The sequence below is a fragment of the Desulfovibrio sp. genome, from assembly GCF_047607245.1.
GTDB lineage: Bacteria > Desulfobacterota > Desulfovibrionia > Desulfovibrionales > Desulfovibrionaceae > Desulfovibrio.
In genome coordinates this window covers 1-26,996 of sequence record NZ_JASGDK010000190.1, presented here as the reverse complement: position 1 = coordinate 26,996, position 26,996 = coordinate 1, and the positions used below count along the sequence as shown (strand labels likewise).

Annotated in this window: 22 protein-coding genes and 2 tRNA genes; 11 read left to right on the top strand and 13 right to left on the bottom strand. The window is 51.0% G+C overall.

Annotated features, from left to right (window positions below):
• Nucleotides 1-179: 179 nt before the first annotated feature.
• Together QM579_RS13860 and QM579_RS13855 are read left to right on the top strand one after the other, a co-directional pair.
• The gene (locus tag QM579_RS13860) at nt 180-1,433 is read left to right on the top strand and encodes an AAA family ATPase (protein ID WP_414999713.1); all 1,254 of its coding nucleotides are present in this window, start codon (nt 180-182) and stop codon (nt 1,431-1,433) included.
• Nucleotides 1,434-1,436: 3 nt separating this feature from the next.
• Nucleotides 1,437-2,090 (top strand): hypothetical protein, encoded by a 654-nt coding sequence (locus QM579_RS13855; protein WP_414999712.1) that lies wholly within the window; start codon nt 1,437-1,439, stop codon nt 2,088-2,090.
• 295 nt (nt 2,091-2,385) lie between these two features.
• On the opposite strand, the gene QM579_RS13850 is transcribed toward QM579_RS13855, so the two are convergent.
• Entirely contained in the window at nt 2,386-2,637 is a 252-nt protein-coding gene (locus QM579_RS13850; protein ID WP_414999711.1) for a hypothetical protein, read from the bottom strand.
• 64 nt (nt 2,638-2,701) lie between these two features.
• Between QM579_RS13850 and QM579_RS13845 the strand changes: the two genes are divergently transcribed.
• The 3 genes from QM579_RS13845 to QM579_RS13835 are packed head-to-tail and all read left to right on the top strand — an operon-like array spanning nt 2,702 to nt 6,036.
• A complete protein-coding gene (locus tag QM579_RS13845) occupies nt 2,702-4,306 on the top strand; it encodes a recombinase family protein (RefSeq protein WP_414999710.1) in 1,605 nt (534 codons plus the stop codon).
• Nucleotides 4,272-5,138 carry a ParB/RepB/Spo0J family partition protein gene (locus QM579_RS13840; RefSeq protein WP_414999709.1) on the top strand — a complete coding sequence of 289 codons (867 nt, stop codon included), beginning with the start codon at nt 4,272-4,274 and terminating at the stop codon, nt 5,136-5,138. Before QM579_RS13845 ends, QM579_RS13840 begins: the two co-directional genes overlap by 35 nt.
• A gap of 4 nt (nt 5,139-5,142) precedes the next feature.
• Entirely contained in the window at nt 5,143-6,036 is an 894-nt protein-coding gene (locus QM579_RS13835) for a plasmid partitioning protein RepB C-terminal domain-containing protein (RefSeq protein ID WP_414999708.1), read from the top strand.
• Nucleotides 6,037-6,355: 319 nt separating this feature from the next.
• Here the strand turns inward: QM579_RS13835 and QM579_RS13830 are convergent.
• Nucleotides 6,356-6,450, bottom strand: a tRNA-Ser gene (locus QM579_RS13830).
• 274 nt (nt 6,451-6,724) lie between these two features.
• Here QM579_RS13830 and QM579_RS13825 point away from each other — a divergent pair.
• From QM579_RS13825 to QM579_RS13815, 3 genes are all read left to right on the top strand, one after another.
• On the top strand, nt 6,725-8,476 hold the full coding sequence (locus tag QM579_RS13825) for a glutamine--tRNA ligase/YqeY domain fusion protein (RefSeq protein WP_414999707.1): 1,752 nt from the start codon (nt 6,725-6,727) through the stop codon (nt 8,474-8,476).
• Nucleotides 8,477-8,659: 183 nt separating this feature from the next.
• A tRNA-Lys gene (locus QM579_RS13820) sits at nt 8,660-8,735 on the top strand.
• 707 nt (nt 8,736-9,442) lie between these two features.
• Nucleotides 9,443-10,630, top strand: a complete 1,188-nt coding sequence (locus tag QM579_RS13815) for an HD-GYP domain-containing protein (RefSeq protein ID WP_414999731.1) — start codon at nt 9,443-9,445, stop codon at nt 10,628-10,630.
• 320 nt (nt 10,631-10,950) lie between these two features.
• Here the strand turns inward: QM579_RS13815 and QM579_RS13810 are convergent, their stop codons facing one another.
• Complete coding sequence (locus QM579_RS13810; protein ID WP_414999706.1) at nt 10,951-11,838, bottom strand: DMT family transporter; 888 nt, start codon at nt 11,836-11,838, stop codon at nt 10,951-10,953.
• Between the two features lie 433 nt (nt 11,839-12,271).
• On the opposite strand from QM579_RS13810, the gene QM579_RS13805 reads away from it, so the two are divergent.
• Together QM579_RS13805 and QM579_RS13800 are read left to right on the top strand one after the other, a co-directional pair.
• Nucleotides 12,272-12,838 (top strand): hypothetical protein, encoded by a 567-nt coding sequence (locus QM579_RS13805; RefSeq protein WP_414999705.1) that lies wholly within the window; start codon nt 12,272-12,274, stop codon nt 12,836-12,838.
• 21 nt (nt 12,839-12,859) lie between these two features.
• On the top strand, nt 12,860-13,276 hold the full coding sequence (locus tag QM579_RS13800; protein ID WP_414999704.1) for a hypothetical protein: 417 nt from the start codon (nt 12,860-12,862) through the stop codon (nt 13,274-13,276).
• 336 nt (nt 13,277-13,612) lie between these two features.
• On the opposite strand, the gene QM579_RS13795 is transcribed toward QM579_RS13800, so the two are convergent.
• The 8 genes from QM579_RS13795 to xsc all read right to left on the bottom strand — a co-directional run bounded on the left by QM579_RS13795 (nt 13,613) and on the right by xsc (nt 22,085).
• A complete protein-coding gene (locus QM579_RS13795) occupies nt 13,613-15,142 on the bottom strand; it encodes an aldehyde dehydrogenase family protein (protein WP_414999703.1) in 1,530 nt (509 codons plus the stop codon).
• A 104-nt stretch (nt 15,143-15,246) separates the two neighbouring features.
• Complete coding sequence (locus QM579_RS13790; protein ID WP_414999702.1) at nt 15,247-16,329, bottom strand: ABC transporter substrate-binding protein; 1,083 nt, start codon at nt 16,327-16,329, stop codon at nt 15,247-15,249.
• Between the two features lie 58 nt (nt 16,330-16,387).
• Nucleotides 16,388-16,789 (bottom strand): hypothetical protein, encoded by a 402-nt coding sequence (locus QM579_RS13785; RefSeq protein WP_414999701.1) that lies wholly within the window; start codon nt 16,787-16,789, stop codon nt 16,388-16,390.
• 98 nt (nt 16,790-16,887) lie between these two features.
• Complete coding sequence (locus tag QM579_RS13780; protein ID WP_414999700.1) at nt 16,888-17,652, bottom strand: ABC transporter ATP-binding protein; 765 nt, start codon at nt 17,650-17,652, stop codon at nt 16,888-16,890.
• Between the two features lie 32 nt (nt 17,653-17,684).
• Nucleotides 17,685-18,527: an ABC transporter permease gene (locus tag QM579_RS13775; protein WP_414999699.1), complete on the bottom strand. Its 843-nt coding sequence runs from the start codon at nt 18,525-18,527 to the stop codon at nt 17,685-17,687.
• A 2-nt stretch (nt 18,528-18,529) separates the two neighbouring features.
• A complete protein-coding gene (locus tag QM579_RS13770) occupies nt 18,530-19,324 on the bottom strand; it encodes an ABC transporter permease (protein WP_414999698.1) in 795 nt (264 codons plus the stop codon).
• 37 nt (nt 19,325-19,361) lie between these two features.
• Nucleotides 19,362-20,111, bottom strand: a complete 750-nt coding sequence (locus QM579_RS13765; RefSeq protein WP_414999697.1) for an ABC transporter ATP-binding protein — start codon at nt 20,109-20,111, stop codon at nt 19,362-19,364.
• Between the two features lie 234 nt (nt 20,112-20,345).
• The gene (gene xsc / locus QM579_RS13760; protein WP_414999696.1) at nt 20,346-22,085 is read right to left on the bottom strand and encodes a sulfoacetaldehyde acetyltransferase; all 1,740 of its coding nucleotides are present in this window, start codon (nt 22,083-22,085) and stop codon (nt 20,346-20,348) included.
• 322 nt (nt 22,086-22,407) lie between these two features.
• Here xsc and QM579_RS13755 point away from each other — a divergent pair, with 322 nt between their 5' ends.
• Nucleotides 22,408-24,219, top strand: coding sequence for a sigma-54 interaction domain-containing protein (locus QM579_RS13755; protein WP_414999695.1), 1,812 nt, complete (start codon nt 22,408-22,410; stop codon nt 24,217-24,219).
• Between the two features lie 445 nt (nt 24,220-24,664).
• Here QM579_RS13755 and QM579_RS13750 read toward each other — a convergent pair whose 3' ends face one another.
• On the bottom strand, nt 24,665-26,023 hold the full coding sequence (locus QM579_RS13750) for an aspartate aminotransferase family protein (RefSeq protein ID WP_414999694.1): 1,359 nt from the start codon (nt 26,021-26,023) through the stop codon (nt 24,665-24,667).
• 741 nt (nt 26,024-26,764) lie between these two features.
• A partial coding sequence (locus tag QM579_RS13745) for an NAD(P)(+) transhydrogenase (Re/Si-specific) subunit beta (protein ID WP_414999693.1) occupies nt 26,765-26,996 on the bottom strand: 232 nt, incomplete at its 5' end.

Sequence of the window (26,996 nt, the reverse complement as noted above, 5' to 3'; positions counted from 1 at the left end):
GGCTTCAGGGCAAGTGCGAATTGAAAGCATATTTCATGATTTTATTCAGCTATCCATAGGCAATTTATAACAAAAACTGCCCAAGAGTAAAGTTGCCAGCAACGGCGAAAATCCATATGAAGATGATGCGGAAGGATAATAGTTTCCGCATAGAAATCCTGACAAGCAACGGAGAAATTATGCATATCAAATCTATAAAATTGAAAAATTTTCGTTGTTTTGAGAGGCTTTCTCTTACCTTACATGAACGTTTAAATGTTTTTTTTGGGGAAAATGGCTCTGGAAAAAGTTCTATTTTCGAGGCGATCAATATTTTACTTGGAAATATCATTGACAAGCTAGGAAGCAACACCGCTGTAAAAACTGGCATATCCTACGAAGACGTGCATAATGAATCCTTTGATTCACACATAGAGATATCACTTTGTGATAAAAAATTAATAACATGGGGGATACGTGCCGAAAAAACAATAACAAAGGGAGATTTTTCAACGCATAATCAACTAGACTGCGCTGAGCTTGAATCTTATGTCAAAAATATTATCAATATGATTCTCTTAAATAAAAAACCAAAGCTTCCCATATTTCTAAGCTATAAATCTACAAGATACACAGAGTATTTTTATCCAAAAGGAGAGGAAACGTACATTTTATCTCCAAAAGCATGCTATGATGATGCGATCTCTATGAATTTTGATTATAATAAATTCTTCAAGTGGTTTAAAGCTCGCGAAGATTTAGAACTTCAAAAAAGCAAAGAAGATATAAGCTACTCTGATAAAGAGCTTCAATCGGTAAAAAACGCTATTAAGGCTTTCTATAATTTTTCAAATTTCAGTTTTGACAGAGAAACATGGCAATTTTTTATCGAAAAAAGTAACCACCGAGTTTTCTATAAACAACTTTCTGATGGAGAACGAGGCTACATTCTCCTCATAGGCGACATCGCCCGTCGACTTGCCATTGCTAACCCCGCGCTTGAAGATCCCCTTGGGGGAGAAGGTATTATCCTTATCGACGAAATAGAATTGCACCTTCACCCCAAATGGCAGCGTACGATTATCCCAGGACTGTTAAAAACATTTCCAAACTGCCAATTTCTAATAGCCAGCCACTCCCCGCAAGTCTTAGGAGAGGTGCAAAAAGAGTCTGTATGGATAATTGAAGAGGGCGAAAAACCTTACCATCCTCCACGCTCGTTCGGCATGGAGTCATCGGAGCTATTGCGCGAACTTATGGGGGCGGAAAGTCGAAATTCTGAAGTTACTGAAGCCCTCGAAAATATTGATCGTCTTCTTGACGAGGAGAAGCTCACCGACGCGGACAATGCCATTAAAACACTTGCCCAAAAGACAGGTAAAATCCCTGAAGTTATCAGCGCCAACAGTCAGTTAGCCATGATGAGGCAGGCAGCTGCCAAGGTTACGGAGTAATTTATGCTGCCGATACATAAAAACCCCGAAGACCCTTTACGCAAACATCGCAGCACACCAAATACTAATTACGATAACTGCCCGAAAGATCTCTTGAAAAACAGTCTTCTTCAAGAGCAAAATTTTTTATGTGCATACTGCATGTCACGCATCACAGAACATACTATGAGTATAGAGCACTGGAAGTGCCGATCTCAACATCCCAACCTTGAACTTTCCTATCAAAACCTTTTGGCAGTATGTGATGGAAATGAGGGCAATCCCCCATGCAAGCAACATTGCGATACTCGAAAAGGTGATTCGGATTTGATGTACAATCCAGCAAACAAAGATCACCATGAGCGACTCAAAATACGATACCTAAGGAATACAGGTAAAATCGAGTCTGCTGACAAGGCATTCTGCATAGAACTGGGTGACACAGAGAAGGGTTCCGAAGGGATTTTAAACTTAAACCATCAGCAAATTATGAACAATCGCCGCGCTGTTATTGCGAGTGTAGAACGAGCGATGAACAAATTACCCCATGATGCGAAAAAAGCGCAAATCCGCGCACTACTAAACGCATGGAACTCGGTCGACGCGCAAGGCATGCTTCCAGAATACGCTGGGGTCGCCATATATTTCCTTAAAAAACGCCTTGAAAGGGCACAGTGACATGTAAAAATGCCTGTGTGATGATAAAAGCGGCAAGCTATCAAACGATGGTTTGTCGCTTCATTAATGAAAATTTCAAAATTTCCACACGCAGACAAGAATAATCCTATCTTTTTATCCGTTCAAACAAGTGAATAACAAAAACTCTTTAGAGTCACATAAAAATCATTTTCAACTTGAAGGCAGTGCCCAATTCATTTACTGAGCAGGGTAGTAGCCAATCAACTATCAATTTTCTTGCAGTTTTTAGTATATTACTAAACTGCATGAGAAACCCACCGCCTTATTCATCATTTTAATATAATGACTTTTCGACTTCTTTTCGTATAAAATCATACGCTTGTATCATTCTCAACAAATCTAAAGCCGACATAGAAGTGTTCTTGTAATACCAGTTGTGCGCCCGCCATACCGTCATGTTTAAGTCATACGCGGCCTGCTTTATCGTAACTCCCTGCTTCCGTAAAATAGACACAATATCTTCTGTGAGTTGCCTATTGCTGAAAGCCTCTTTGTGGCAAATCTGCCACAGATTTTCTCTGGACATATGAATCTCCTTAACTGACAGTATGAAGCAAAATATTCTCAAGTAGTAGGGAGATAATCTACTGATGAGACAGCCTGAAATACCGTATAGCCAAGAAGAAATTAGACAGCTTCGCCTTAAAGCCGCTATTTATATCCGTATGTCTACGGAAATGCAGACAGAGTCCCCAGAAAATCAAGAGAGGCAAATCCGTGATTACGCAGCGCAATATAATATTGAAATAGTAAGAGTATATAGAGATTTGGGCGTCAGCGGCATGACAGCAGAAGAACGCGAGCAATTTTTGGCATTGATCTATGATGTGGAGCAAGGCCTTAACGCGTTTAACATCGTGCTATATTTGGATGAAAGTCGATGGGGACGATTCTTAGACAGTCGAGAAGCAGAGTACCATCGCATGCGACTCGAGCGTAAAAATGTCATTTGTCAATCCTGTGAAAAGCCGCTTGCGCTGACTAGCACTATAGCTGATCGCATTATGACCCTGCTACGGGATGAAAGCGCCAGTGATTATTGCCGCCAGCTTTCACAGAAAGTTTGGATTGGACAATGCAGTTTGGTGAAAAAAGGATTCCGGCAAGGAGGTGTCGCCGGTTTTGGCCTTCGCCGTATGCTGTTGGATGAAGAGGGTAACCCAAAGCAAGAGCTGGCGATGGGACAACGTAAAAGTTTGCTGACTGAAAGAGTAATTTTAGTACCAGGGCCAAAAGAAGAACTAGAGATCGTTCTTTGGATTTACGACCAATTTCTCTGTGGAATCAGTGAAAGTGAAATTGCTGTTCGCCTTAATTCTCAAAAGATTCATAACCATTTTGCCCGTCCTTGGTCACGGGGCACTATCTACGAAATATTAACGAACGAAAAATATATTGGAAACAACCTCTTTAATCGGACTTCAACCAAACTGAAGAGCCGAACAAAAAACAACCCTGAGGATGAGTGGGTGCGTAAAAAGCAAGCTTTTGAACCGATTGTTGAGGAAAACATTTTCCTCAAAGTACAAGAAGTATTCAGAGATAGAGAGAAAAAGATTAGTAACGACGAGATGTTGCAAGGCCTTCGAAATTTACACACCCGTCAAGGGCGACTATCCGCATTGCTCATTGATGAAACTGACTATTTGCCGCCAAGCAGCTTGTTTCGTACACGATTTGGAGGGCTACTGCGAGCTTATCGCATGATAGGCTACACCCCAGAACGGGACTATCAGTATGTCATGATTAATCAGCGGCTACGTGAATTCCATGCCGCAGTTACACTGGACACCATCAAACAAATAGAAACGCTCTGTGGGAGACAAGTGTTTGTAGACCCTGAGACATCATTGCTGGAACTAAATCATAATTTGTCCATTTCAATTGTCATCAGCCGATGCTTTACAACTCCTTCTGGGACAAGACGATGGAAGGTTCGCTTTGACAACGGGCTTCATCCCGACATCACGATTGCGGTACGTATGAATACAAATAATGAGGGAAAATATGATTACTATATTCTTCCTGCGCTGGAGTTTTCTCGTGAACAATTAAAGTTGTCAGAGAATAATGCTGGACTATTAGACAGCTTTCGAACTGATACACTGGACTATTTGATCAATTTAAGTGTCAACATTCCTCTTGATAAGGTGGTAAGCAATGGAACAAAAAAACATCACGCTTATTTCCGTTGATGAAATTTATATTTTGAACCCTAGAGTTCGAAATCAAGCTATCGCTGAAGAAATACGAAAAAATATCAGAGGAGTTGGGTTAAAACGGCCAATAACGGTAACCCCCAAAAAAGACACAAAAAACGGTAAAAAGTATGATCTTGTGTGCGGGCAAGGAAGATTGGAAGCCTATATTGCCGCAGGAGAGATAGAAATTCCTGCTATAATTAAAGAGGTAAGCACAGAAGATGCGCACATTATGAGCCTTGTTGAGAATATAGCTCGACGTAACAACAACGCTCTGGAGCTTCTCCAAAGTATTAAATATTTGAAAGACAACGGGTATGGAGATGAAGCTATCGCTACTAAAACCAACCTCGGCAGGGACTATATCCGAGGGATTCTTCGCTTGCTGAGTCAGGGTGAAGAATATCTGGTTGGGGCGGTGGAAAAAGGACGCATCCCATTATACTATGCACTGAAAATAGCCACAGAGGATGATCTTGCGGTGCAAAAGGCACTGGCAGAAGCATATGAGTCGGGAGTCTTGTCGGGGAAAAAACTTGTCCTCGCACAAAAAGCGATATCCAGACGTAAGTATTATGGAAAAGGTCTTTCTGTTCCACAGCGGGACAAGGCTGAAATATCTGCCGAAGATGTCATTGCAGCATATGAAAGCGGTGCTATGAAAAAAAGGCAATTGGTTGCTAAATCAAATTATATCAAACAAATATTGGCATATACATCTGCAGCTCTTCATCAGTTATTGAAGGATGTCCATTTCACCAACCAGCTCAAAGCTGTTGGTATGCATGACATCCCTCAACAAGTGGTAAATATTTTAAAAAGGTAAAGCTATGGCAAGCGAAATGAAGCAAGCTTTTCACATGAATTTGATGGAGTTGCAAATTACAGACTTATTTCCCACGAAAACAATGCCCATACAAATTAAGCAAGGGAAAAAATATCGTCAGGTTGTTTCGTCAATCCGCGCGGTTGGACTTATTGAGCCTCCTGTAATTACCCCTTTTAAAGAAGGGAATGGGTATTTATTGCTGGACGGTCATTTACGGTTGGCTGCTCTTAAGGAGTTAGGGATTCAATTTGTATCTTGCCTTGTGTCCACTGACGACGAAACATATACATACAACAAGTACGTGAATAGGCTTTCAGCAATTCAAGAACACAAAATGATTGTAAAGGCTATTGAATCCGGTGTTTCAGAAGAGAAGCTTGCTAACGCTCTTAATCTTGATATTAGAACAATTCGCTATAAAAGACAGCTTCTTGATGGGATATGTGCAGAAGTCGTCGAACTGCTAAAAGACAAAGATGTCCCAGAACATGTTTTTCGCATGTTGAAAAAAATGAAAGCACCGCGCCAGATTACTGTTGCGATGCTTATGAATGATCTAAACAAATTTTCTATCCCGTATGCGAAAGCGCTATTGAGCGCAACTCCCATTGAACAACTCGTTAACAAAGGCAAGCCTCGTCGACTTACCCCGGCTATGCTAGCTCGTCAGGCTCGGCTTGAAGAAGAGAACCTTGCCCTGTCTCAAGAAATTGGCTCTTTAAAGGAGCAGTATGGTACAGAAATGATCGACATTACTGCAATGCAAGCATATTTTAGAAGATTGCTTAGCAATGAAGATGTAGCCGAATACTTACGTGAGTTTCATGAGGCAATTTTTGACAAGTTCAAAGAGGTTGTCGAATTCGATTTTTTCAGGATGAAAAACATCGACTGATTCTACGAAGAACAAGTACTTACAATCCTACCCAATGTCTCGCTACTCGCACGTATTCACTCAATGACAGTGGCGGTTGCCTTCAAAAATATTTTTCGTCATTTCTAGATAGTTAGCGAGTAGTTACTCCCTTGCCATCGCTCTGCTCCATTTTCCTCATAAGGTGACACACTGCAAATAATGCACATTTTCGAAGAGATTTAAGCAAAAGTATGGATAACGGTATGGATACGGCCATGTACTCGCTAAAAACATGCCTTTTTTGAACGCAAAAACCGCCAAATTATCATCAGATAACTTGGCGGTTTTACTCGCTATGTGGCGGAGAGGGAGAGATTTGAACTCTCGATACAGGTTTAAGCCCGTATACTCGCTTAGCAGGCGAGCTCCTTCGGCCGACTCGGACACCTCTCCGCGTTGGGACGCATGCGCCCCGAATGCAGAAATGGAAGCTAGCTCAGGTTGGCATGGCTGTCAAGCATGCGGCTATTTTTGTTCTTTTGCTACTGCCGTGCCTTGATGCTCTTCACCAAGATCAGGAGTCGCAAAACCAGGATTGGCTGAAGCCGCAGGCAAAAGCTGACCGCCTGCGAGGCCTCGGCAGGCCAGCGCCTGCGCGATTGACCCCCGCCCCCGCTTGGCGTAGTTTTAGAATTTACATTATCGCCAGGAAGTAATGGAGCGCATTATGGCCCCCGAGACAAAAAATATCACCCCTTCCACCGCCGACTCCCCTTGTTCAGCCGCCACCGATTCTGCGGCAGACACAACAAACAAGCCCGGCGTGGACTTCATTCGTGCCCGTATCATTGAAGACAATGCCACTGGCCGTTACGACGGCAGGGTCCATACGCGCTTTCCTCCCGAACCGAACGGATACCTGCACCTGGGGCACGCCAAATCCATCTGTTTGAACTTTGGCGTTGCCAGAGAATTCAACGGCCTGTGCAACCTGCGCTTTGACGATACCAATCCCACCAAGGAAGAGCAGGAATACGTCGACTCCATTCGCGAGGACGTACGCTGGCTTGGCGGCGACTGGCAGGACCGCGAATTCTACGCTTCCAATTACTTTGAGCAGCTATACGCCTACGCCGAGCAGCTTATCACCATAGGCAAGGCCTATGTGGACGACCTTTCAGCGGAAGAGATCCGCGAACACAGGGGCACCCTCACCGAACCGGGACGCGAAAGCCCCTGGCGCAACCGCAGCGCTGAAGAAAACCTCGACCTGTTCCGCCGCATGCGCGCGGGCGAATTTGCCGATGGCGAGCGAGTGCTGCGCGCCAAGATTGACATGACTTCGCCCAACCTTGTCATGCGCGACCCCACGCTGTACCGCATTCGTCATGCCGCGCATCACCGCACGGGTGATACGTGGTGCATCTACCCCATGTACGACTACACGCACTGCCTGTCAGACTCCATCGAAGGCATCACCCATTCGCTCTGCACGCTGGAATTCATCAACAACCGCGAGCTGTACGACTGGGTGCTCGAAACGCTTGGCGCTTACCGCCCGCAGCAGATCGAATTCGCCCGCCTCAACCTCACCTACACGGTGCTTTCAAAACGCAAACTCATCCAGCTTGTAAAAGAAGGCCACGTCAACGGCTGGGACGACCCCCGCATGCCCACACTCTGCGGCCTGCGCCGCCGGGGTGTGCCGCCCGAAGCCCTGCGCGAATTCTGCTCCCGCATCGGCATGGCGCGTGCTGATTCCACCGTGGAATACTCCATGCTGGAATTCTGCGTGCGCGAGCACCTCAATGCCAACGCAGCGCGGGTTATGGCCGTGCTTGATCCCATCAAGGTGGTCATTGAAAACTACCCTGAAGGCCAGGTGGAAGAATTCAACATGCCCTACCACCCGGAAGACGAAAGCTACGGCAGCCGCAAGGTTCCCTTCTCGCGTGAGCTGTACATCGAACGCGACGACTTCCGCATGGAACCGCCCAAGAAGTACCACCGCCTTGCCCCCGGTGCAGAGGTGCGCCTGCGCTACGCCTACTTCATCACCTGCCGCGAGGCCATTCTGGACGACGCCGGCAACGTGATCGAGCTGCGCTGTGTGTACGATCCTGAAAGCCGGGGTGGCCAAAGCCCGGATGGACGCAAGGTCAAGGGTACCATCCACTGGGTATCAGCCCCTCATGCTATCCCGGCAGAAGTGCGCTTGTACGACCAGCTTTTTGCAGCTGAAAATCCCAATGCGTCTCCCGAAGGCCAGACGTTTCTGGATTATATCAATCCTCAGTCCCTCACGGTTGTTGAAGCTCTGCTGGAACCTGCCCTGGCTACCCTGCCTGTTGGCGACAAGATACAGTTCGAGCGTTTGGGCTATTTCTGCAAAGATAAGGACAGCACAGAGGCCCTCCCTGTTTTCAACCGCACGGCGACCCTGCGAGACACCTGGGCCAAGCAGGAAAAAAAGGGATAGCGCCCACAATCAGCTTTTTTGTGCAGATACCGGGTGCAGCCCACAATGTGGGCAGTCCCCATAAAATGGCTGAAAAATCAGCATATTAACACATATCTGCAATTTGAAATATAATTGGCTTGTCAGACTCGCATTTTGTCACTTGACAGGCAAATCGCCAATATATATATTGCGCGTCTCAACGGGTCGTTAACTCAGCAGGTAGAGTATCTGCCTTTTAAGCAGAGAGTCGCAGGTTCGAACCCCGCACGACCCACCAAGAAATACCAGGCGGTTAGCTTTAAAGCTAACCGCCTTTTCTGTTTTGGCTAATCTTCGGTATTTTCAGGTCCATATATGTTCAAAACAGCCCGCATCAGAGCGTCTTCATACACACGTAAAACACAAACATCACAACGCATTTATACGCTGCCGTTTACACCGCTAAACGTCCGGAATGTGCTTGCTACAGATCCATCCGATTAATTCCACATATCTAGTTAACAGCACATATTTCGGCCATAATTAAATTTACACTGCGTAGCCATAGTCCAGGCTGCGCTATTTTTTTGCACGCACACCATTAAAACATTTAATAGGCAAATAGAACCCAAAAACACCTCCTCACAGCCAAATCCCACTGTTTCTGTAGGGGCATTACGTGCACCCTCAATCTAGTTTTCGAAAAATCATCCTCCGTTCATAGAAAAATCGAATACATATACTTACGTCTTCCAACATGCTTAAATTGTAAAAAATTGTGAATCAGATTGTCCGTGGCGCATTGCGCGCGCCCGATAAATCAAGCTAATGGCATACGGGGTTTCCAAATCTGGATTTCCCAGCAAAACAGAGTGCAATCAGATTGTAGCCAGCGCATAACTTGCGTGTTTGATCAGTGCAATCGCCACCTGATCCAAAAGCGCAACAGCACTATTCTGATGTAAAAATCTACTCTGTCGGTACAGCCAGAAAGAGGGTTGGCCTATAAATCCCGTTAAAATACCCATTTCTGATGCCGAACCTGGAATGTACATTGTAAATCCAGGCATCTCATGGCTCAAGTCCCCACTACTTTACATGCAGGAAGGGCTTATCTCCTCGCATGCCGATATTCACGCCATAATGAGGCAGGGATACACTGAACTGTATCACGACCCCAGCCGATTCCGCCAACCCCGCAGCCCTCAAAACGCGCCCGCGCCTGGCGACTACGTATGGCCCGACAATACAGCCCCTAAAGTTGCCCTTGGCGAAGAAATGCCTCGGGCACGAACGACCTATTCCGAAACCTTTGAGCACGTTAAAGACCTGATGCAGGACGCACGGGGCGGCGCTGTAGATCTGGCCGCATCACAGCCATATATTGAGGCCATTATCAAAAGCCTCAGCCGCAATGGCGACGCCCTTCTTTCCCTGACAAAGCTCAGACGTTGCGACAAATACGCCTATACGCATTCCGTCAATGTAGCTGTATTTTCTGTAGCTTACGCGCATTATCTTGGCCTTCCTGAAAACAAGCTGCACCTTGTTGGGCTGGCGGGCCTTTTTCACGATTTTGGAAAAATCTTTATCCCTCAGGCAATACTCGACGCACCACGCAAGCTTACCAGTGCCGAACGTGACATCATGCAGGCGCATGTTCTGCTGGGCTATAACCACCTTGTAAAAGAAAAAAGTATTCGTCCCGAGGTGCTGCAAGGCGTGATGCAGCATCATGAAAAATATAATGGATCAGGCTACCCAAATCGGTTGAGAGGCAGCAAAATAAGCATCTATGGCCTTATCCTTTCATTAAGCGACCATTATGACGCCCTCTCATCGAAAAGAGTCTATAAAGAGCCAATGCCAGCCAACGTTGCTCTGGCTGTAATGTACAAAATGCGCGAAGAGGCATGGGCCCCCGGCTATGTTGAACGCTTCATCAAAATGATGGGGGTTTACCCCGTGGGAACACCAGTGTTGCTGTCCAATGGCGAGCGCGGCGCGGTTTGCCACTCCAATCCGGAATACCCAACGCTGCCCAAAGTCATGATTGCCTTTAATACTGCCGGAAAACCGATCTCTCCCCGGCTCAGAGACCTGCGCGAACACCCGGGCCTGGATATTGAACGCTCGCTAACAGGCAATGATGCAGAAATGTTGGACGTAGGCATGCTGCTGTCGCACGCCTGACTTCAATACTTCATTGCATGTTATAGCTGGCGGTCAACGGAAGCACCGCAAACAGACATGCGATTCGCGCCCTGGATATTAAAAAACCCCGGGCTGACCGGGGTTCAAATTGAAAAATCATACACGCTCATTTTTGCTGTTCAGCAACATGCGCACGCCTGCCTGCAAGAGCTCGTACTCTGGAATCTGCAAACTAAAAAAGGGGCTGTCCTAGATAATGTAAATCGTCCAGGACAGCCCCTAAAAATTTGTTACAGTGACCGGCGATCAGCCCCATCGCCACAGCAAGCTTCAGCCCCTTGAGCCGCCCACACCGCCAGCTACGTTTTCTGGCTTACAGCCACCCCGCCCAATACCAACGCGGAAGCAAAGCACTGCTCCACTGTGAGCCGCTCGCCCAGTATAATCATACCGAAAATAAGCGTAAACACCGGAATCAGATTCATAAACATGCTGGCCCTGGCTGCGGGCATGCGGCTGATGCTGAAATTATACAGCGAATACGCTCCAAACGATACTCCTAGCCCCAGATAGACGATGCTGCTCCAGGCCAGAAAAGTACCCCCGCCTTCCGGCAGACCCATGCCCGGAATAACCAACACCGGAGCGAAAAAGAGCACCCCAGCCCAAGATTGCAGCGCGGTGATAAACAAAGGCGTATATCCGCGCGAAAGCCGCCGTACGCAAATTGCGCACAGAGCGGCAAAGGCCATACCGCTGACCTGCAAGAAATTTCCGAGCAAGGGATCAGGCGCGTGTTCGTTGGCAACTGCTCCCAAACTCAGCCAGATCGCCCCGCAAATCCCAATCAGACAGCCAGCCCAGGCCGTAAGACTGATCTTTTCCTTCAATATCAAATAGCCAAAAGCGCCAACAAAAATCGGCAGCGTGGCGCTGAGCATTCCCGCTTGCGAAGCGGATGTATATTTAAGGGCGTAGCCTTCAAAAATAAAATACATGCAGGGCTCACAAAGCGCCAGAATCAAAAAAATGCGCCAGTCTCCCCTGGAGTACTGCTGCTTCTTCAGCATGGATGGCAAAAACACCAAAAAAGTAATGGATGATACAACCAGAAGCAAAAAAATCATGGTCATAGGGTGAAAGACCTGTAGGGCAAACTTCATCGCCACATAGGAGCCGCCCCAAAGAATGGTGGCCAATACGGCGGCAAGTGGTCCGGCATAACTGTAAGAATCAGCATTAGGCATAACAAAGTCCCCGCAAGAATTTTCTCCCAAAATGCCAGTCGACATTTTTTGATTGCATTAAAAACCCTAACAGGTATTTTACTTCTATCAAGCTTAAATATTTACAGAACATTACCCCACAGGGGAATGTTCTGCATAAACTTATCGGTTATTCAGATTATTTTTGCAGCACCACACCAATGGGTAAAGCTTCATTAGCAGCTCTGATCCCCCCCCTCCACCGCAGATCCAGACTCCGCGCAACACATACCCCTATGAGCTCTTTTTTAGAGCCTTCCTGAACTTGGCGCTTTTCCTGACAAGCGATATTACTTTAAGAAGACCAGATACTGTGAAGCTTTGACGGACAACTCGGCTCTGAGGGCCAACGGCTCTGCTGGCTATTCAGGCCGATTGACGCTAGCATTTTTTGCAAAAGGCACTGGAGGATAACGTGCAAAAATTACGCCTTGGCGCGTTTGCCGCAATATTGGTCGCGCTTGTATGCAGCCCGGCACTGGCAGACCCACAGGACAGCCTCCGCAAATTGACCGCAGGTATGTGGGCCTTTCAGGCTCAGAATAAGGAAGGTTTGCCCCCCTGCCCGCTGACTGAGGATGAGGCAAAGGAGTTGACCGCCTGGATGGCGTCAGAGTACCAGAAGCAGGGGCAGGAACTTTCCCCGGCGCAGGCGGGCATGATGGCGGGTCTGCTGTCGGGATACGCGGCTGCGACGGATGGCCCAAAAAAAATGGGCACTAATAAAAAGACGACAGGCGCTGTGCCTGATTTTGATATTGAGGCTTACTGCAAGCAAGTTGCACAGGGCAGCCATGTTATTGAATCGGGCTGCGTTGATGGCGAGCACGAAGCCAAAACTGCCATTGCCAGCATGACGGATGTACCGGAAAACACCCTGCGGCACTGCACCGAAGTGGCGCAGACGGGCCAAGAGAGTTACATGATCATGCACAGCTGCATCACGATGGAGCTGAACGCCAAAAAGCGTACGGGCCAATAGCCCGCTGCTAAAGGAGCTGCTATGAAAAAATTTGCATGGCTTTTTATATTTCTGCTTTTGGCCGGTTGCGGCAGCAACCTCGAAAAACTCGACGGCAAGTGGCAGGGAGATCCCACCGCCACAGTGGCTCTGGCCAGCCCGGAAGTGCAGAAAGACTTTGCCGAAATTCCTTTTGTAACCAAGATGCTTGAAGGCATTGTACAAAGTTTCCGTCTGGATGTTGACGCCAGAAACAAAACCATTGCCTTTGCATTGGGCAATATAGCCTATACTGGCGGGTTTACCGTCGTATCCGACAAGGGAGACACCCTCACCCTCAAGAACGACAACGGCAACACACTCAACTTTGTTCTCAAGGACCCGAACACTGTCATTCTTAAAAATGACGGTAAAACTGACGGCAAACTCGACCAGCTGGTGCTCAAGCGCGTGCAATAGCCCTGCTCTCAGGACTGGCCCTCTGAGCAGATTGACTTTTTCAAAGTTACAACGCTCTGGCTGCGCTTCTGAAAAGCGCCGAAATAAAATTCCGTATGCGAGTTCACAGGCCAGCTGCATAGGCATATAAATAAAGAGCGCAGCCTTCGTATTTGTTACAGAGGCTGCGCTCTTTATTGGTCAATGCCCGTTCTGTTTTTGTAACCAGCCGCCTATATACCATCAGCGCATTCTTAAGGTGAATTCTGCCTGAAGTTTCCCATCCAGAACACGCACGAGGCCAGCCCCCCGCGTGAAAAGGGGCCGGCCTTCTGGAGGAGGAACGACGCCAGTAGCTTACGAAGCTACGCAAGATCGCACGAACTTGCTGGCGGGTGCTCCGCCATGCTCGTGGGCATGGGGATCAATGGTACGTATGGTTGTAACTTTGTTCTGGGTAAAAAAGTCGAAGCCTTCACGGCCCTGTACCTTGTTGACGCCAAGCAGCGAGCCCTTGATGCCCCCAAAGGGTATATAGGGGTGCGGCGCGCAGATGCCCACATTAACGCCCACCATGCCCACATCTGCCTCACGGCTGAATTTTTCAGCATAGAACTGGCTTTGGGTGAATATGCAGGCCCCGTTGCCGAATTCAGACTTGCGGATGAGATCAAGCGCGTCGTCCATATCCGCTATCTTGATGGTGCCCACAATGGGGCCGAAGACTTCAGTGGTGAACAGGGGGTTGCAGGGCGTGAGATCCCTGACGATAACGGGCCCCACAAAAAAGCCGCTCTTGTTCTTTTCCGGCAGGTCCAGTTGGCGGCGATCCAGAGCCAGCGCGCACCCCTGGCCATGCGCCAGCGCGGCCTCCAGAGACTGATTCACAAAGTCCACTGCCTTGCGGGAAATCAGCGGCCCCATATAAACATCAGGATCAAAGGCGTCGCCCACCTTGATGGTTGAGGCCGCTTCCACCATAACCTCAACAACCTTGTCGTAAATTTCGGGCACTGCAGCCACCAGAGAACCAGCCAGACACCGCTGCCCGGCTGAACCGTAGCAGGAGTTCAGATAGTTCTCGCGAAAAACCTTCAAATCCGCATCTTCCATCACCACAAGCATATTCTTTGCGCCGCCAAGCAGCATGGACCTCTTGCACAGCCGGGCGCAGCCCTCGGCCATCTTTTGCGCAGTGGGCGTTGAACCCACCAGGCATATGCCGGAAATACGCGGATCGTCATACCATGCGCCAGGGATGTCTCTGTTGCCGTGAATGATGTTGACCACGCCGGGTGGAAGCCCGATTTCCGTAAATATCTCACCCATTATCTGCATGAAACATGGTGACTGTGTTGAAGGTTTGAACACAAAGGTGTTCCCCGCCACAATGGCATAGGGCACGAACCAGCCGAAAACCAGTGCGGGAAAATTGAAGGGGGCCACGCCGCCAAAAACACCCAGTGGTTCACGGACGACTTTGCCGCTGATGTTGGCTGCAATGTAGTCCAGGGTCTGCCCCTGCATCATGGCCGGAGCGCAAGCCGCGGCCTCCATAATTTCCACAACGCGCTGCACTTCGCCTCTGGCTTCGGAAATATGCTTGGCCTGATCCAGCGCAATGGCCTGGGCCAGTTCTTCTTTTCGTTGCAGCATGGCTTCGCGCATTTTGTAAATAAAGGCCACGCGCTTGCCGATAGAGAGCCTGCGCCAGCCGGGATAAGCTGCGGCTGCCGTATCCACAGCCATTTTTGAGGCCTCCGGGCCGGACTGGGGAACCTGCGAGATCTGTTCGCCGGTAGAAGGATTGTACAGGGGCACTGTGGGCGCTCCCGCTTCCTCCTGCCACTGGCCGTTAATATAGTTTCTGATGGTTATCTGCGTCATGTCGCCCTCCCGAGCGTAAGTAAACCTTGTGCCTGGAAGATGTGGCCGCCGTGTTTGCGCAGGTCGCCCGCTCCACCCAGATTGCAGAGCGGGCGACAGCCAGATTAGTTGGCAGGAATGGGGGTCTTTACCTTCTTTAAAAATTTGTCTGTGGCGTACTTGCCGTCACCGACCTTTTTGAGGTCATCCTTGGTAATGCGGCCAACTTCCGCAAAGAACGAAGCCACGTCGGCATGCCACTTCTGTGCGGTGCTCTGGCCCTTGCTGGTATCAAAAAGCTCTATTTGTTCTTCAAAATTAAATACTGGATGTGTTTGCAGATCCTTCAGGGCCATCTCGTCAGAATAGTTCTTGCCAGCCCATTCAAGGAAGAACCGCTTGTATTCCGGCACAAGCGCCTTGGGGTCTTTTTTCATCTGGTCCTGAATCATGTTGACCGCACGCAGATACACGCGCAGGAACTTGGCCACCAGTTCAGGATTTTCGTCTGCCCATTTCTGGTCGGCAATAAGGCTGATGGGCAAGCCGACGCCGCAGGCCTGGGGAGTTCCCGCAATCTTCCAGCCCTTTTCTTCACCCACGTACATATGGGGAGCCCACAGGGAAACAACGTCGCCAATGCCGGTGCTGAACGCACCCAGAGCTTGCGCCTGATCCATATTCTTGATGGTCACGTCGCTGTCCTTGAGGCCCAACACGCGCAGCCAGTGGCTGAGAGCAAAGTGCGAAGAAGATACCGTGGTGGCAAGAATGGTTTTACCGCGGACATCATCAGGGTGGCCGTAAACTTCAGGGTATTTCGGGTTATAGCCCTTGGTTTTGAGTATGGGGCTGTCGGGCCGCACCATGACGGCATTGGTGGTTGATTCGTCATTGCCGATGCCAATGACATAGGTGTTGTACCGCAGGTTGCCCATCATGGCCGGTACCGCGCCTGTGCCGCAAAGCACCCACTCACCCGCGGGCAAGGCATTGAGTTGGGCCATGCCGGAGTCAAAATACAGAAGGTCAAGGTCAATGCCTTCTTCCTTGTCCCAGCCTTTTTCATGCGCGTACCAGACAAGAAATGTTTCGTGCTCATCCATCCAGGCTGAACGTAGTTTGACCGGATTTTGCGCCATGCAGAGGGTGACGCCCAACAACATAACCGCAGTCAGAACGGCAGCCAGAAGAAAAAACTTTTTCATAAAAACCTCCAGGCGTGTAAGAAAGGTACGGTTTCTCGGATGACAGAACTCTGAACCGTTAGGGTTGTCTGTTTTGAATGACCCCTTCGAGGCTTGCCCTCCCCAGCCGCTGCTGCATGAGTTCAGTCAGGCGGCCTATGGTTCTGTGTTTGTAAATGCCGTACTGGCACCAGCAGGCGGCCAGCAGCGGCCCCAGCAACAACAGCCTGTGCCCGCCGGAAAAATACACCGCCAGAGCCAGCAGGCAGCACGCAATCGTGCCAAGGCGGTACCGCGCTCTGATGGCGTACATTTCCTTCAGTTTAGCTTCCAGATCACCAGCAGACAGAGGTTCATCGGCTTGCCCGCCCCTACACTCCGCCTTGCGCTCTGTTGCCCGTGAAAGCAGCGCCTTGCACAGATGCCATATGGCGATGGCTGCGGCAGTAAGCATGAGCGCGTGTGATGTTGCTGTATCCATAATCCCCCCACAATGTGCGCCCCGCCGGAATCCCGGAGAGGTTCATGAACGTATTGTCCGCGCAGAATTGCCGCGCGGTGCCCGACGGGTTTTCCGGTCTACAGAACCAGCTCCGTACGGTCAGTGATGACCTCGCGCATATGAAGAAGCTCCATATCCGTGTGCTCTCGGGGTCTGGGCATATCCACCACAAATTCTTCCTTGATGGTTCCCGGCAGCTTGCCTTCCATAAGGATGATGCGGTCCCCCAGAAAAAGAGCTTCATCAATGTTGTTGGTCACGAAAATGATGGTGCGTCTTTCCTTTTCCCATATGCGCGTTATTTCCTGCTGCATGAACATACGGGTCTGGGCATCCAGCTGGCCGAAAGGTTCGTCCAGCAACATGACCTGTGGACTGTTGGCGTAAGCGCGCGCAATGCCCACCCGTTGCTTCATGCCCCCTGAGAGCTGATGCGGGTAGTGGTTTTCAAAACCTGTAAGGCCAACCATGTTAATATAGTGTGTGGCTATTTCACGCCGTTCCGCCTTGGGCACCTTGCGCAGTTTGAGGCCCATTTCCACATTGCCGAACACGGTTTCCCAGGCAAAAAGCATATAGCCCTGAAAAACCAGGCCTCTGTCTGGTCCCGGCCCCACAATGGGACCGTCGGGCATGGTCACAAACCCCTTGTCCGGCACTTCAAGCCCGGCAATGATGCGCAAAAGCGTCGATTTGCCGCACTGGCCAGGGCCAAGAATGACCAGAAACTCGTTTTCATGCACGGCCAGGTTCACGTCCTTTATGACAGGCACCTCAACCTTGCCCTTCTGAATGAAGGTCTTGCTGATATCGTTGCATTCGATCTTGATGAGTTTTTCCATGCCATATCCCTCAATTTCGCTGCCAACAGGCATCACAGGTTATCAATGCTGCGCTGCCAGGGGCAGAACTTGCGTTCCATCAGGGTCAGAACCTGGGAGGTGCACCATGCCGAAGCGGCAATCAGAACCATGCCGCTCAACACCAGGGCAGGCTGGTGCGTATCCATGCCACGCTTGATGAGAAAACCAATGCCGTCACGGGCGTTCATAAGTTCCGCCGCCAGCACGCACGTCCAGGCGATACTCATAGATATCTGCAATCCGGCAAACACTGAGGGAAACGATGCGGGAAAGGACACCTGAAAAATCTCGTCCTTCCTGTTGCCGCCCAGTACGCGAACCACATCGTAAAGCTCGGGCTCAACCAGGCGGATGCCGTTGTAGGAATTGAGCAGACAGGGCACGAAAGTGCCGAGGATAATAATGAAAACCTTGGCAAACTCGCCCACGCCGAACCACAAAATTGCCAGTGACACCCAGGCTATGGGCGGCATGGGCTTAAGCAGGTCAAACAGGGGTTTGACAATGGCGTTAACATACTTGTTCAGGGCCATGAACAGCCCCAGAGGCACGGCCACAACAGCGGCCAGGCTGAAGCCCAGAAGCACGCGCAGCGTGCTGGCCCATATGTGTCCCCACAAATTGGTGCCGCCAAATTTCATAGTTGTCAGCATCTTGATCTGCATGACCACTTCCCAGGGCCGGGCAAGCGAATCGTCAAAAACCTTTGCGGCCGCCACGCGGTCCCAGATGATGAAGAAGGCCAGCAGGGATACACCATATAAAAAATAGATATTGGTAAGAATGAGCATGGCGCTCAGTGGCCGCGATTCCTTGATTTCGCCCACGGTTTCATTGGCAATATGCGAGCTCATGTCTACCTCCTGATGCCAGCCAGCAGCGTCTTTTCGATATAGTCGATGATGACGCCGATGAAGGCGCCGGACAGGCCCACGCAAATCATGCCGAGCAGCACGATGTCGGGACGGATAAGGCGTCCGCCCATTGTGATGAGGTAGCCAAGGCCCGAGTCAGCGGCCAAAAGTTCCGCGCCCACAAGGTTTGTCCAGCAGTACGCCAGGGCAATCTGCAACGCGCCGAACACCATAGGCAGGGCCGAAGGAATGCACAGGCCCTTGAATATTTGCCAGTCATTGGCCCCGTAGGTGCGCGCCATCTGGATCAGGGCGGGATTGGTCATGCGCACGCCCACGTAGGAGTTGATGACGCAAGGCACTATGCCCGCAATCCAGATGATGAACACCTTGCCTGTGAGGTCGATGCCAAACCAAAAAACGGTCAGAGGAATCCACGCAATGGGGGGAATGGGCCGTATCAGCTCAAATATGGGCCGCACAAGGCCTTCCACAATCTTGAACCAGCCCATTGCCAAACCCAGAGGTATGCCCACCAGCAAAGAAAGGGTATACCCCGTAAAGGCCTCTTTGATACTCGTCCATATATGCGTGGCAAGCACCGCGCCGTCAGGCATGGGATCGTGCAATTTGTCCAGAAAAGCCTGAAACACCTGCGTGGGCGAGGCCAGCAATTCATTAGGAATAATCCCGTACGTAACCAGAGCCTGCCAACCGAGGAAAAACGAAACCAGACTCAGAACGGGCAATATGGTAAGTAGCAGAGGTTGCCTTACTTTTACTTCTTGATAAGCCATGCGGTAGTCTCCTTCGATGGTTCCGAAGCCTTGATGGCTACCACCAGCGGATCAGTTCGGTCACCTGCTTGCGCAGCTCTACAAAGCGCGGATCCGTCAGCTTGCGCGGTCGCTCAATATCCACATGTATTTCAGCCTTTATGGTCGTGGGCTTATTGGAGAGCACAAGAATACGGTCAGCCACATAAACGGCCTCTTCGATATTGTGCGTGACAAAAAGGATGGTGCTGTGGAGCGTGCGCCACAGATTGACCAGTTCGTCTTCAAGGTAGTAGCGCAGTTTGACGTCAAGCTGTCCGTACGGCTCGTCCATAAGCAAGAGGTCCGGCTGGACGGCAAAGGCTCGGGACACGGCGATACGCTGTATCATGCTGGCAGAAACCTGATTGGGGTACAGGTTCGCACAGCTTGAAAGCCCCACCAGCTCCATAATGGCGTTGCTACGCTTCATGCGCTCGCTGTGCGGTACCCCCTTGATCTCCATGCCGTAAGCCACGTTTTCCCGCACGGTGCGCCAGGGCAGACAGGTCGGTTCCTGAAAGACGTAGGAAATATTGTGCGTGCGCGGGTTGGCTTCTTCTCCGTCAATAAGGATATTGCCTTCAGTGGCGGGCATGAGCTTTGAAAGCATGTTGAGAAAGGTGGTCTTGCCGCACCCGGTAGGCCCGACAATGGCGATCATCTCTCCCTTGGCCACACTGAAGTTGATCCTGTCGAGAACCGTCAGGCTGCCGAACCGCTTTGTCAGGTTGCGGACCTGAATTTTCTGTGGAGTTTTTACTGACACTAACGAACTCCTTTGAATTGAAAGTACGCGGCTGCCCGCCTGGCCTTAAAACGCGCCTGCTCTGCGGCTCATCTGTTCAATCTGATGTTCGAAACTCAAAACCTGCCTTTGGCTGAAACTTGGTGCACCGCATCAGTGGGCCGTCTTCTTTGACCATTCGGGCGTAACGCGCGACAGTTGCCTCCGTGACCGAAAGGGCGCGCCCGGTTTTACCCGGACGCGCCCTTTTTCGCTTTATTTGAAGTTCGCCTTGTCGAGATGCTCGTACTTAGGCAGGAACCTGGTCGGTAAGGCCAGCGCATCCTTGCGGAAAGGCGGCGCAAGCCGTGTGCCGTCAGTCATGACTTCGATAACTGCGGGACGTCTGTTCTTTTTGGCCGCTTCAAGAGCCTCGGCCAGATCCTTCTGCGTGTTGACCGTGTACCCGTCCGCCCCCATAGCTTCGGCAATCTTTGCGTAGGACTTGGACCAGATGTCCGCGCCCACAAAGCGGTTGTTGTAGAAGTCCACCTGGTTCTTCTTTTCAGCGCACCATGCCCCGTTGTTATATACCGTGGCGATGACGGGCAGGTTGTACTGGCAGGCGGTGGGCACTTCAAAAAGGCTCATGCCCCACGCGCCGTCGCCAACAATGGCTACCGTCAGATCTTCGGGGCAGGCCAGCTGAGCGCCCAGAGCCGCCTGATAGGCAAAACCCGTGTTGCCGAAGGTCAGTGTGGCCACATGGCGCTTGGGATTTTTGAAGCGCAGGTAACTGTTGGCAGTGGAAGACGTATTGCCGATGTCTGTGGTGGCAATGGCGTCGTTGTCTGTAATGAACTTGCCCACCACTTCCAGTGCCTTGCGCGGATGCATGCGCCCGGGCTCCACGGGTTCGTCGGCGATAAGGGCTATCTCCTGATACCAGCCATTCAGCTCTTCCTTCACCATATTGTGCACATGGGTCAGGTCCGTCTTGGCGGGCACGGCCTGACGCATCCGCGCGAACAGTTCCTCGGCGGCATCCTTGGCGTCGGCGCACAGCCCCACGGCCACGGGATGCGTTTTGGCGATGTGGCGGGGGTTGATGTCGATCTGCACAATCTTGGCGGTCTTGGGGAAGTAATTGATGTCGTACTGCGGCAGGGTGCCAAAGTAGGACAGTCTGGTGCCCACGGCCAAGATGACGTCAGCCTTCTGCAAAATGCGCATAGCTGCCTTGGAGCCCATATAGCCTATGGGACCCGTCCACAGCGGATGATCGCAGGGGAAGGCGTCATTGTGCAGATAGGTGGTCGCCACGGGCGCGCCCAGATACTCGGCCATAGCTTTGATGGTTTCAATGCAACCGGAATCCACCACACCACGGCCGGAGATGATTACGGGGTTCTTGGCGTTTTTCAACACTTCCACGGCAGCGGCGAAATGCTCGGGATTGCCGATGCCGCCGGGGGCCACCCGGTACTGTGAGGGATGCAGGATGTCTTCTTCAAGCTCGCCGTAAAAATAGTCACGGGGAATGTCCACAAGAACAGGGCCGCGCTCGGCATAGGCAATGCGGAAGGCCGTGCGCACGATGTCAGCGGCGCGCTTGGGATGCGGCACGCGCAACGAGGCCTTGGTAATGGGCTTGAACAGATTCCACGTGTCACATTCCTGAAAGCCGTCCCAACCCACGGAAATGCTGCCCGCGCTGGGTGAAAGAACCACCATGGGCGAATGCGCCATATTGGCCGTGGCAACAGCCGTCACGTAGTTTGTGATGCCGGGGCCGTTCTGCCCGATAACTACGCCAGCCCTCCCGGTAAGGCGGCTGTAGGCGTCTTCCATATGTCCGGCGGTCTGCTCATGCCGCACCGAAATAAAATCAATCCCGGCTGCGGGGAACAGGTCCAGCATGTCCATAAACGCGGAGCCGAGAATACCGCTGACATGATTTACTCCTTCCTGAACCAGAACTTCTGTCATGGCCTCACTGGGCGTCATTTTGGGCATTTTATCCTCCAATACAAGTGCATGATAGGTGTTCGTTGCCGCTGCCGTACAATTTTTGTGCTCACACATGGCCCACCGCTTGCAATACCAGTTACCGTATCCAGTCGCGCCAACAGGGGCCAGCCCGTTTGCAGTTGAAGCTTGTACCTGAGTATTACAAGAAGCGTTCCAGATGGTTAAGCAAGTTAACACATCTTAAACATTAACATTCTTGACTTGTACTATGTATGGTGCTAATGCAATACTGCCTTATAAAGTATATTTTTCCCAAGTGCCGATGCAGCATTGAATTGGCTGTCTTTGAAATTAAAAGGAATGCCATATGGACAAATCTATATTCGGCCTAATGGACCTCCTTAACCTCATGCCTGCCAATACATGCGCCGTGATCTGCCAGGGCGAAGAATGGACTGTAGAGGCATGTAACCACTCCTTCCGCCTTCTTGCACAACGATTCAGCAGTTCGCCAGGCTCTTCCATAAAGGACACTGCGCCACAGCTCGGCCGTACCCGGTCATTTCTGGACCTGCTGCGGCAAAATGGCGGCGATGCGCTGGTGAACAGGGTGCGTGAAAGCAGCCCGGACACGCGCATGGGAATTCTGCTGGCCTCTGGCAGCTGGACCCTTGGCTGGAAATGGCTGGGCAACGGGCATTCGCAGCATGGCCCCGGCAGACGGAGATTCGTTTTACTGCATGAAGTTCAGGCCGCTGAAGAAGAGGCGCACCTGCACCTTATCAGCCAGGAGCTGTATGCCATCACGGATTCAATGCACGACGGGCTGTGGATCATCGACGGCAATGGCACAACCCTGCACGTCAACAAGGCCCTGAAACGCATCGCCAATATTGAACCCGAAGAAATGATTGGAAAGTCCGTTTCCGTCCCCCTGCTTGAAGGCAAATTTTCCGCCGCTGTAACCCTTGAGGCTCTGGAACAGAAGCGAATCATCACGCGGTTTGATGACTATCCCAACGGAACCCGCTGCCTTAATACCAGCACCCCCATCTTTGACAAAAAGGGCGACATATGGCGGGTTGTGGCCTGCATTCGGGACATCACCGAGCTTGAAAGCCTGCAAAAACGCCTGGCTGACGCCGAGCGCACCGCTTTTTTACGGCAGGAAGAGGCGGTTGCCCTGCCCCAGAACAGTGAGAAAAAACTTATAGCCACCAGCAAGCTCATGCGCCGCTGCATGGTTGAACTGGAAAAAGCCGCCAGAGCGCCTTCAGGCATTCTGATTCTTGGCGAAACCGGCACGGGAAAAACCTACGCGGCCTCCTATATTCATCAGAAAAGCCCCCGCTCCAACGGCCCTTTCATTTCCGTCAACTGCGCCGCCATTCCCTCAACCCTGATCGAGTCAGAATTGTTCGGCTATGAAAAAGGGGCCTTTACCGGAGCCAACAGAACCGGAAAAAAGGGCTATTTTGAACTGGCTGACAAAGGCACCCTGCTGCTGGACGAAATCGGCGAGCTGCCCCTGAGCATGCAGGCGAAAATCCTGCATGTGCTGGACGGCCAAGGATTTCGCAAAATAGGCGGCGAAAAGGAACTTCGGGTGGATGTGCGCATCATCGCAGCCACCAACAGACCTCTGGAACAGCTCGTCAGCAGCGGCAGATTCAGAGCCGACCTATACTACCGCCTGCGCGTGCTGAGCATCTGCATGCCCCCGCTGCGGGAACATCCCGAAGACATACCTGCCCTTATGATGTTTTTTCTGGACAAGGCCTGCACCCGCTACAACACCATGAAGACATTCTCGCCGCGAGTCATAGACTGCTTTGGCAAGCATTCGTGGCCGGGCAATGTACGCGAACTGCGCGCGGCGGTGGAGTTTCTTGCGGCCATGACCGAGGGCAGCGTTATTTCCATGCGCGACCTGCCCTCCTACCTGCTTGGCGATGTGCTGAAAAAAGAAGAGGACGAATCTTTGCCGGATTTGCCGGAAGAAGCGCTTTCCTTCAAAGAAGCCATTGAAAATCTGGAGCGCACCCTCATCAGCGAAGCTTTGGCAGACACCGGCAGCACCTACAAAGCAGCAGCGAGGCTGGGGATTAGCCAGTCCACGGTGGTACGCAAGGCCAAGCAGCTTCAGATTCCCGTTACGGAAAAGAAAAAAAGCGAATAGAACGGGCGTTTTTCGCACCCTGCGCGGCCGGGATTTACATTGCCGGGTATATAGCCTGCAGCCCAATGCAAAAATGGCTCAGGAATACAAAAAAGGACCGCCTGCGGAAGGTTTCAACAGGCGGCCCCTTTGGGCGTTCAGCTTACGCTGGTGCAGTAATTGGCCTCCGGCTGCAGCATGCGCTTTTGTGCAGAAACGGGGCACACGAAGCCCTTCCGCATAAAATGTGCTTGCGTTTGCAGCCTTAACCCGGGCCGCGGCGCCGCAGGAATGGCCACGCAGCCGGAAGCCAAAACCCAGGAATCTCGTAATCTCGAACAGTTTAATGGTTCAGCACCCGCAACGCAGGCCCGTTTTGCTTACCCGGGTGTGCGTTTTTTTGAAATCCGCGCCGGGCTGCAAGGTATTTTCAACGCCAGGCCCCCTGGCTTTATACCTGCGGCGCTTAGCCCAGAACTTCCGTTATGGATTCGCGTAGCGCCTTGAGAATGGTGTCGATCTGTTCCTTGGTAACGCTGTAGGCCGGAGCCAGATTGATTACGTTGTTTCGTCCGACAAAGCTGCGGTTTGTTCTGCCCACAAGCACGCCGCGTTTGGCCGTGGCTCCGCAGATAGCAATAATTTTTTCTTCTTCCAGAGGCTTCTTTGAGGCCTTGTCGACAACGAATTCAACACCCTGCAAGAGGCCCTTGCCCCGCACATCACCCACATTGCTGTGGGTAAGGAATTCCTGCAGCCCCTGCTGCATGTATTCTCCCATAGCCACAACGTTCTCCAGCAGGCCTTCTTCTTCAATAATCTTAATGTTTTCAAGGGCAGCAGCCGGAGCGGCAAGGCAACCGCCAAAGGTGCTGATATCGCGGAAGTAGGAAAGCTTGTCTGTAGTATCCTGCAGGGCCGTAAAGACTTCTTCTGTGGTCACTGTGCAGGAAATGGGCATGTAAGCGCTGGCAACGCCCTTGGCCATAGTTACAATGTCGGGCTTGACGTTGAACTGCTGATAACCGAACCACTTGCCCGTTCTGCCGAGGCCGCAAACCACTTCGTCAATGATGAGAAGCAAACCGTATTTCTTGCATATTTCAGAAATGGTTTCAAAATAGCCGTCCGGTGGCACGATAATGCCGCCGCCAGCCGTGATGGGTTCCAGAATAACCGCGCCCACTGTATCGGGATCTTCTTTTTGCACCACGGCTTCCAGCTCGCGGGCAAATTTTTCGCCGAGGTTCTGCGTGCCTTCAGGGTAGGGCGAACGGTAGGCCAGACAAGCAGGAAATTCCACAAAGCCGGGCGTAAAGGGGCCATACTGCATGCGGCGTTCTTCCTGACCGCAGGCGCTCAGGGTGCTGATAGTGGTGCCGTGGTAGTCACGGTCACGGTAAATGATTTTATATTTCTTGCCGCCGTGCTTGAGATGAGAAATCTGGCGCACCATCTTGAAGGCTTTTTCGTTAGCCTCGGAGCCGCTGCTTGAAATATACACGCGCGAAAAGCCCGGCATGTGTGAAAGCAGTTTTTCAGAAAAATCAATAGCCGGCTGGGAACCGCAGCTGGCCGCATAGAAAGGCAGCTTTTTCATCTGACTAGCGACAACGTCGGCGATCCTGTCACGTCCGTAGCCCACATTGACGCACCACACCCCGCCGGAAGTCGCGTCCAGATATTCCTTTCCGTTAATGTCCTTGATGTACAGCCCCTTGCCCTCGGCAACGATCATAGGCGCATTGCCCTGATGCAGCGTAAGGTGGTGCCATACATTGCTTACATCGCCACTGACATATTCATTTGGACTCTTTGCAGACATGAATGCTCTCTCCTTAAAAATTTTGAGCTGGCGGCAATGAGACAACCCTGAAACAACTCAGCTGAACAAAATCTTTGATCCTGTCAGAACGATCTTTATTTCTCGCATGTTCTGCCTGGTCCACGGGAGGGGCTTCATACGCTCATGGCTGCCCTGCTGGCGCTGCGCTGCCCGCCCTTCCATTGGTACCTTTGCCCTGACAGGCTCTCGTCTCTGATAAGGCAATAAACATGCCACGCATTCAATCATTTGAATTAAATATATATTATTACAAAGCCTCCATAAGGTGATGCAATAAAGACTTGGTCTGTTCACAGAGCCCCTTTCGCCCCTCATAAAAGTCGCCTGCCGCTCTGGAGCATTTCATCGGTACGGTCCTCAAGGAGGTGTGCGTAAAAATAGCCGCGAAGTTTACGCTGGCGGGCATTGAACTCAGCAGGGTGGCAGAAGATTAGCTTTGAAATACTTCACTTTTCAAAGGATTCTATCGAAAATGTACCTTCCGGCTGTATCCACGGCATATTACTGCGTGCTGCACTGATACTTGCGCTATTCAGCCCTCAATGCTGAAAATTTTCCTCAAGACAGTGCGACGGCCATCATTGTTATGAGGCCAGGTTGCTGCATCTCGAATGTGCGTAATGACAGCAACTACGAAAAACCGGATGCCGCTTCCATATTGGAAAGACCGACACCCGGTTCAGCGCACGGCACAAACGGCCTGCGCAAAGTACGTGTTCGTCAGCTTTCACCAAGCGCAAAGCTCACCAGACGGTCCACGGTCTTGGCCGCGTCGCCCGTCATGAGGATCACGCCGTCACGTTCGTACAGCGGGTTGGGCACGCCGGCATAACCGGGCTTGTCGTCGTAGTTGCAGATAATGATGTTCTTGCACTCGTCGGCCTTGAGGATGGGCATGCCGTAGATGGGCGTGCCCTCCGCGCTGTTGGCCGCAGGGTTCACAACGTCGTTG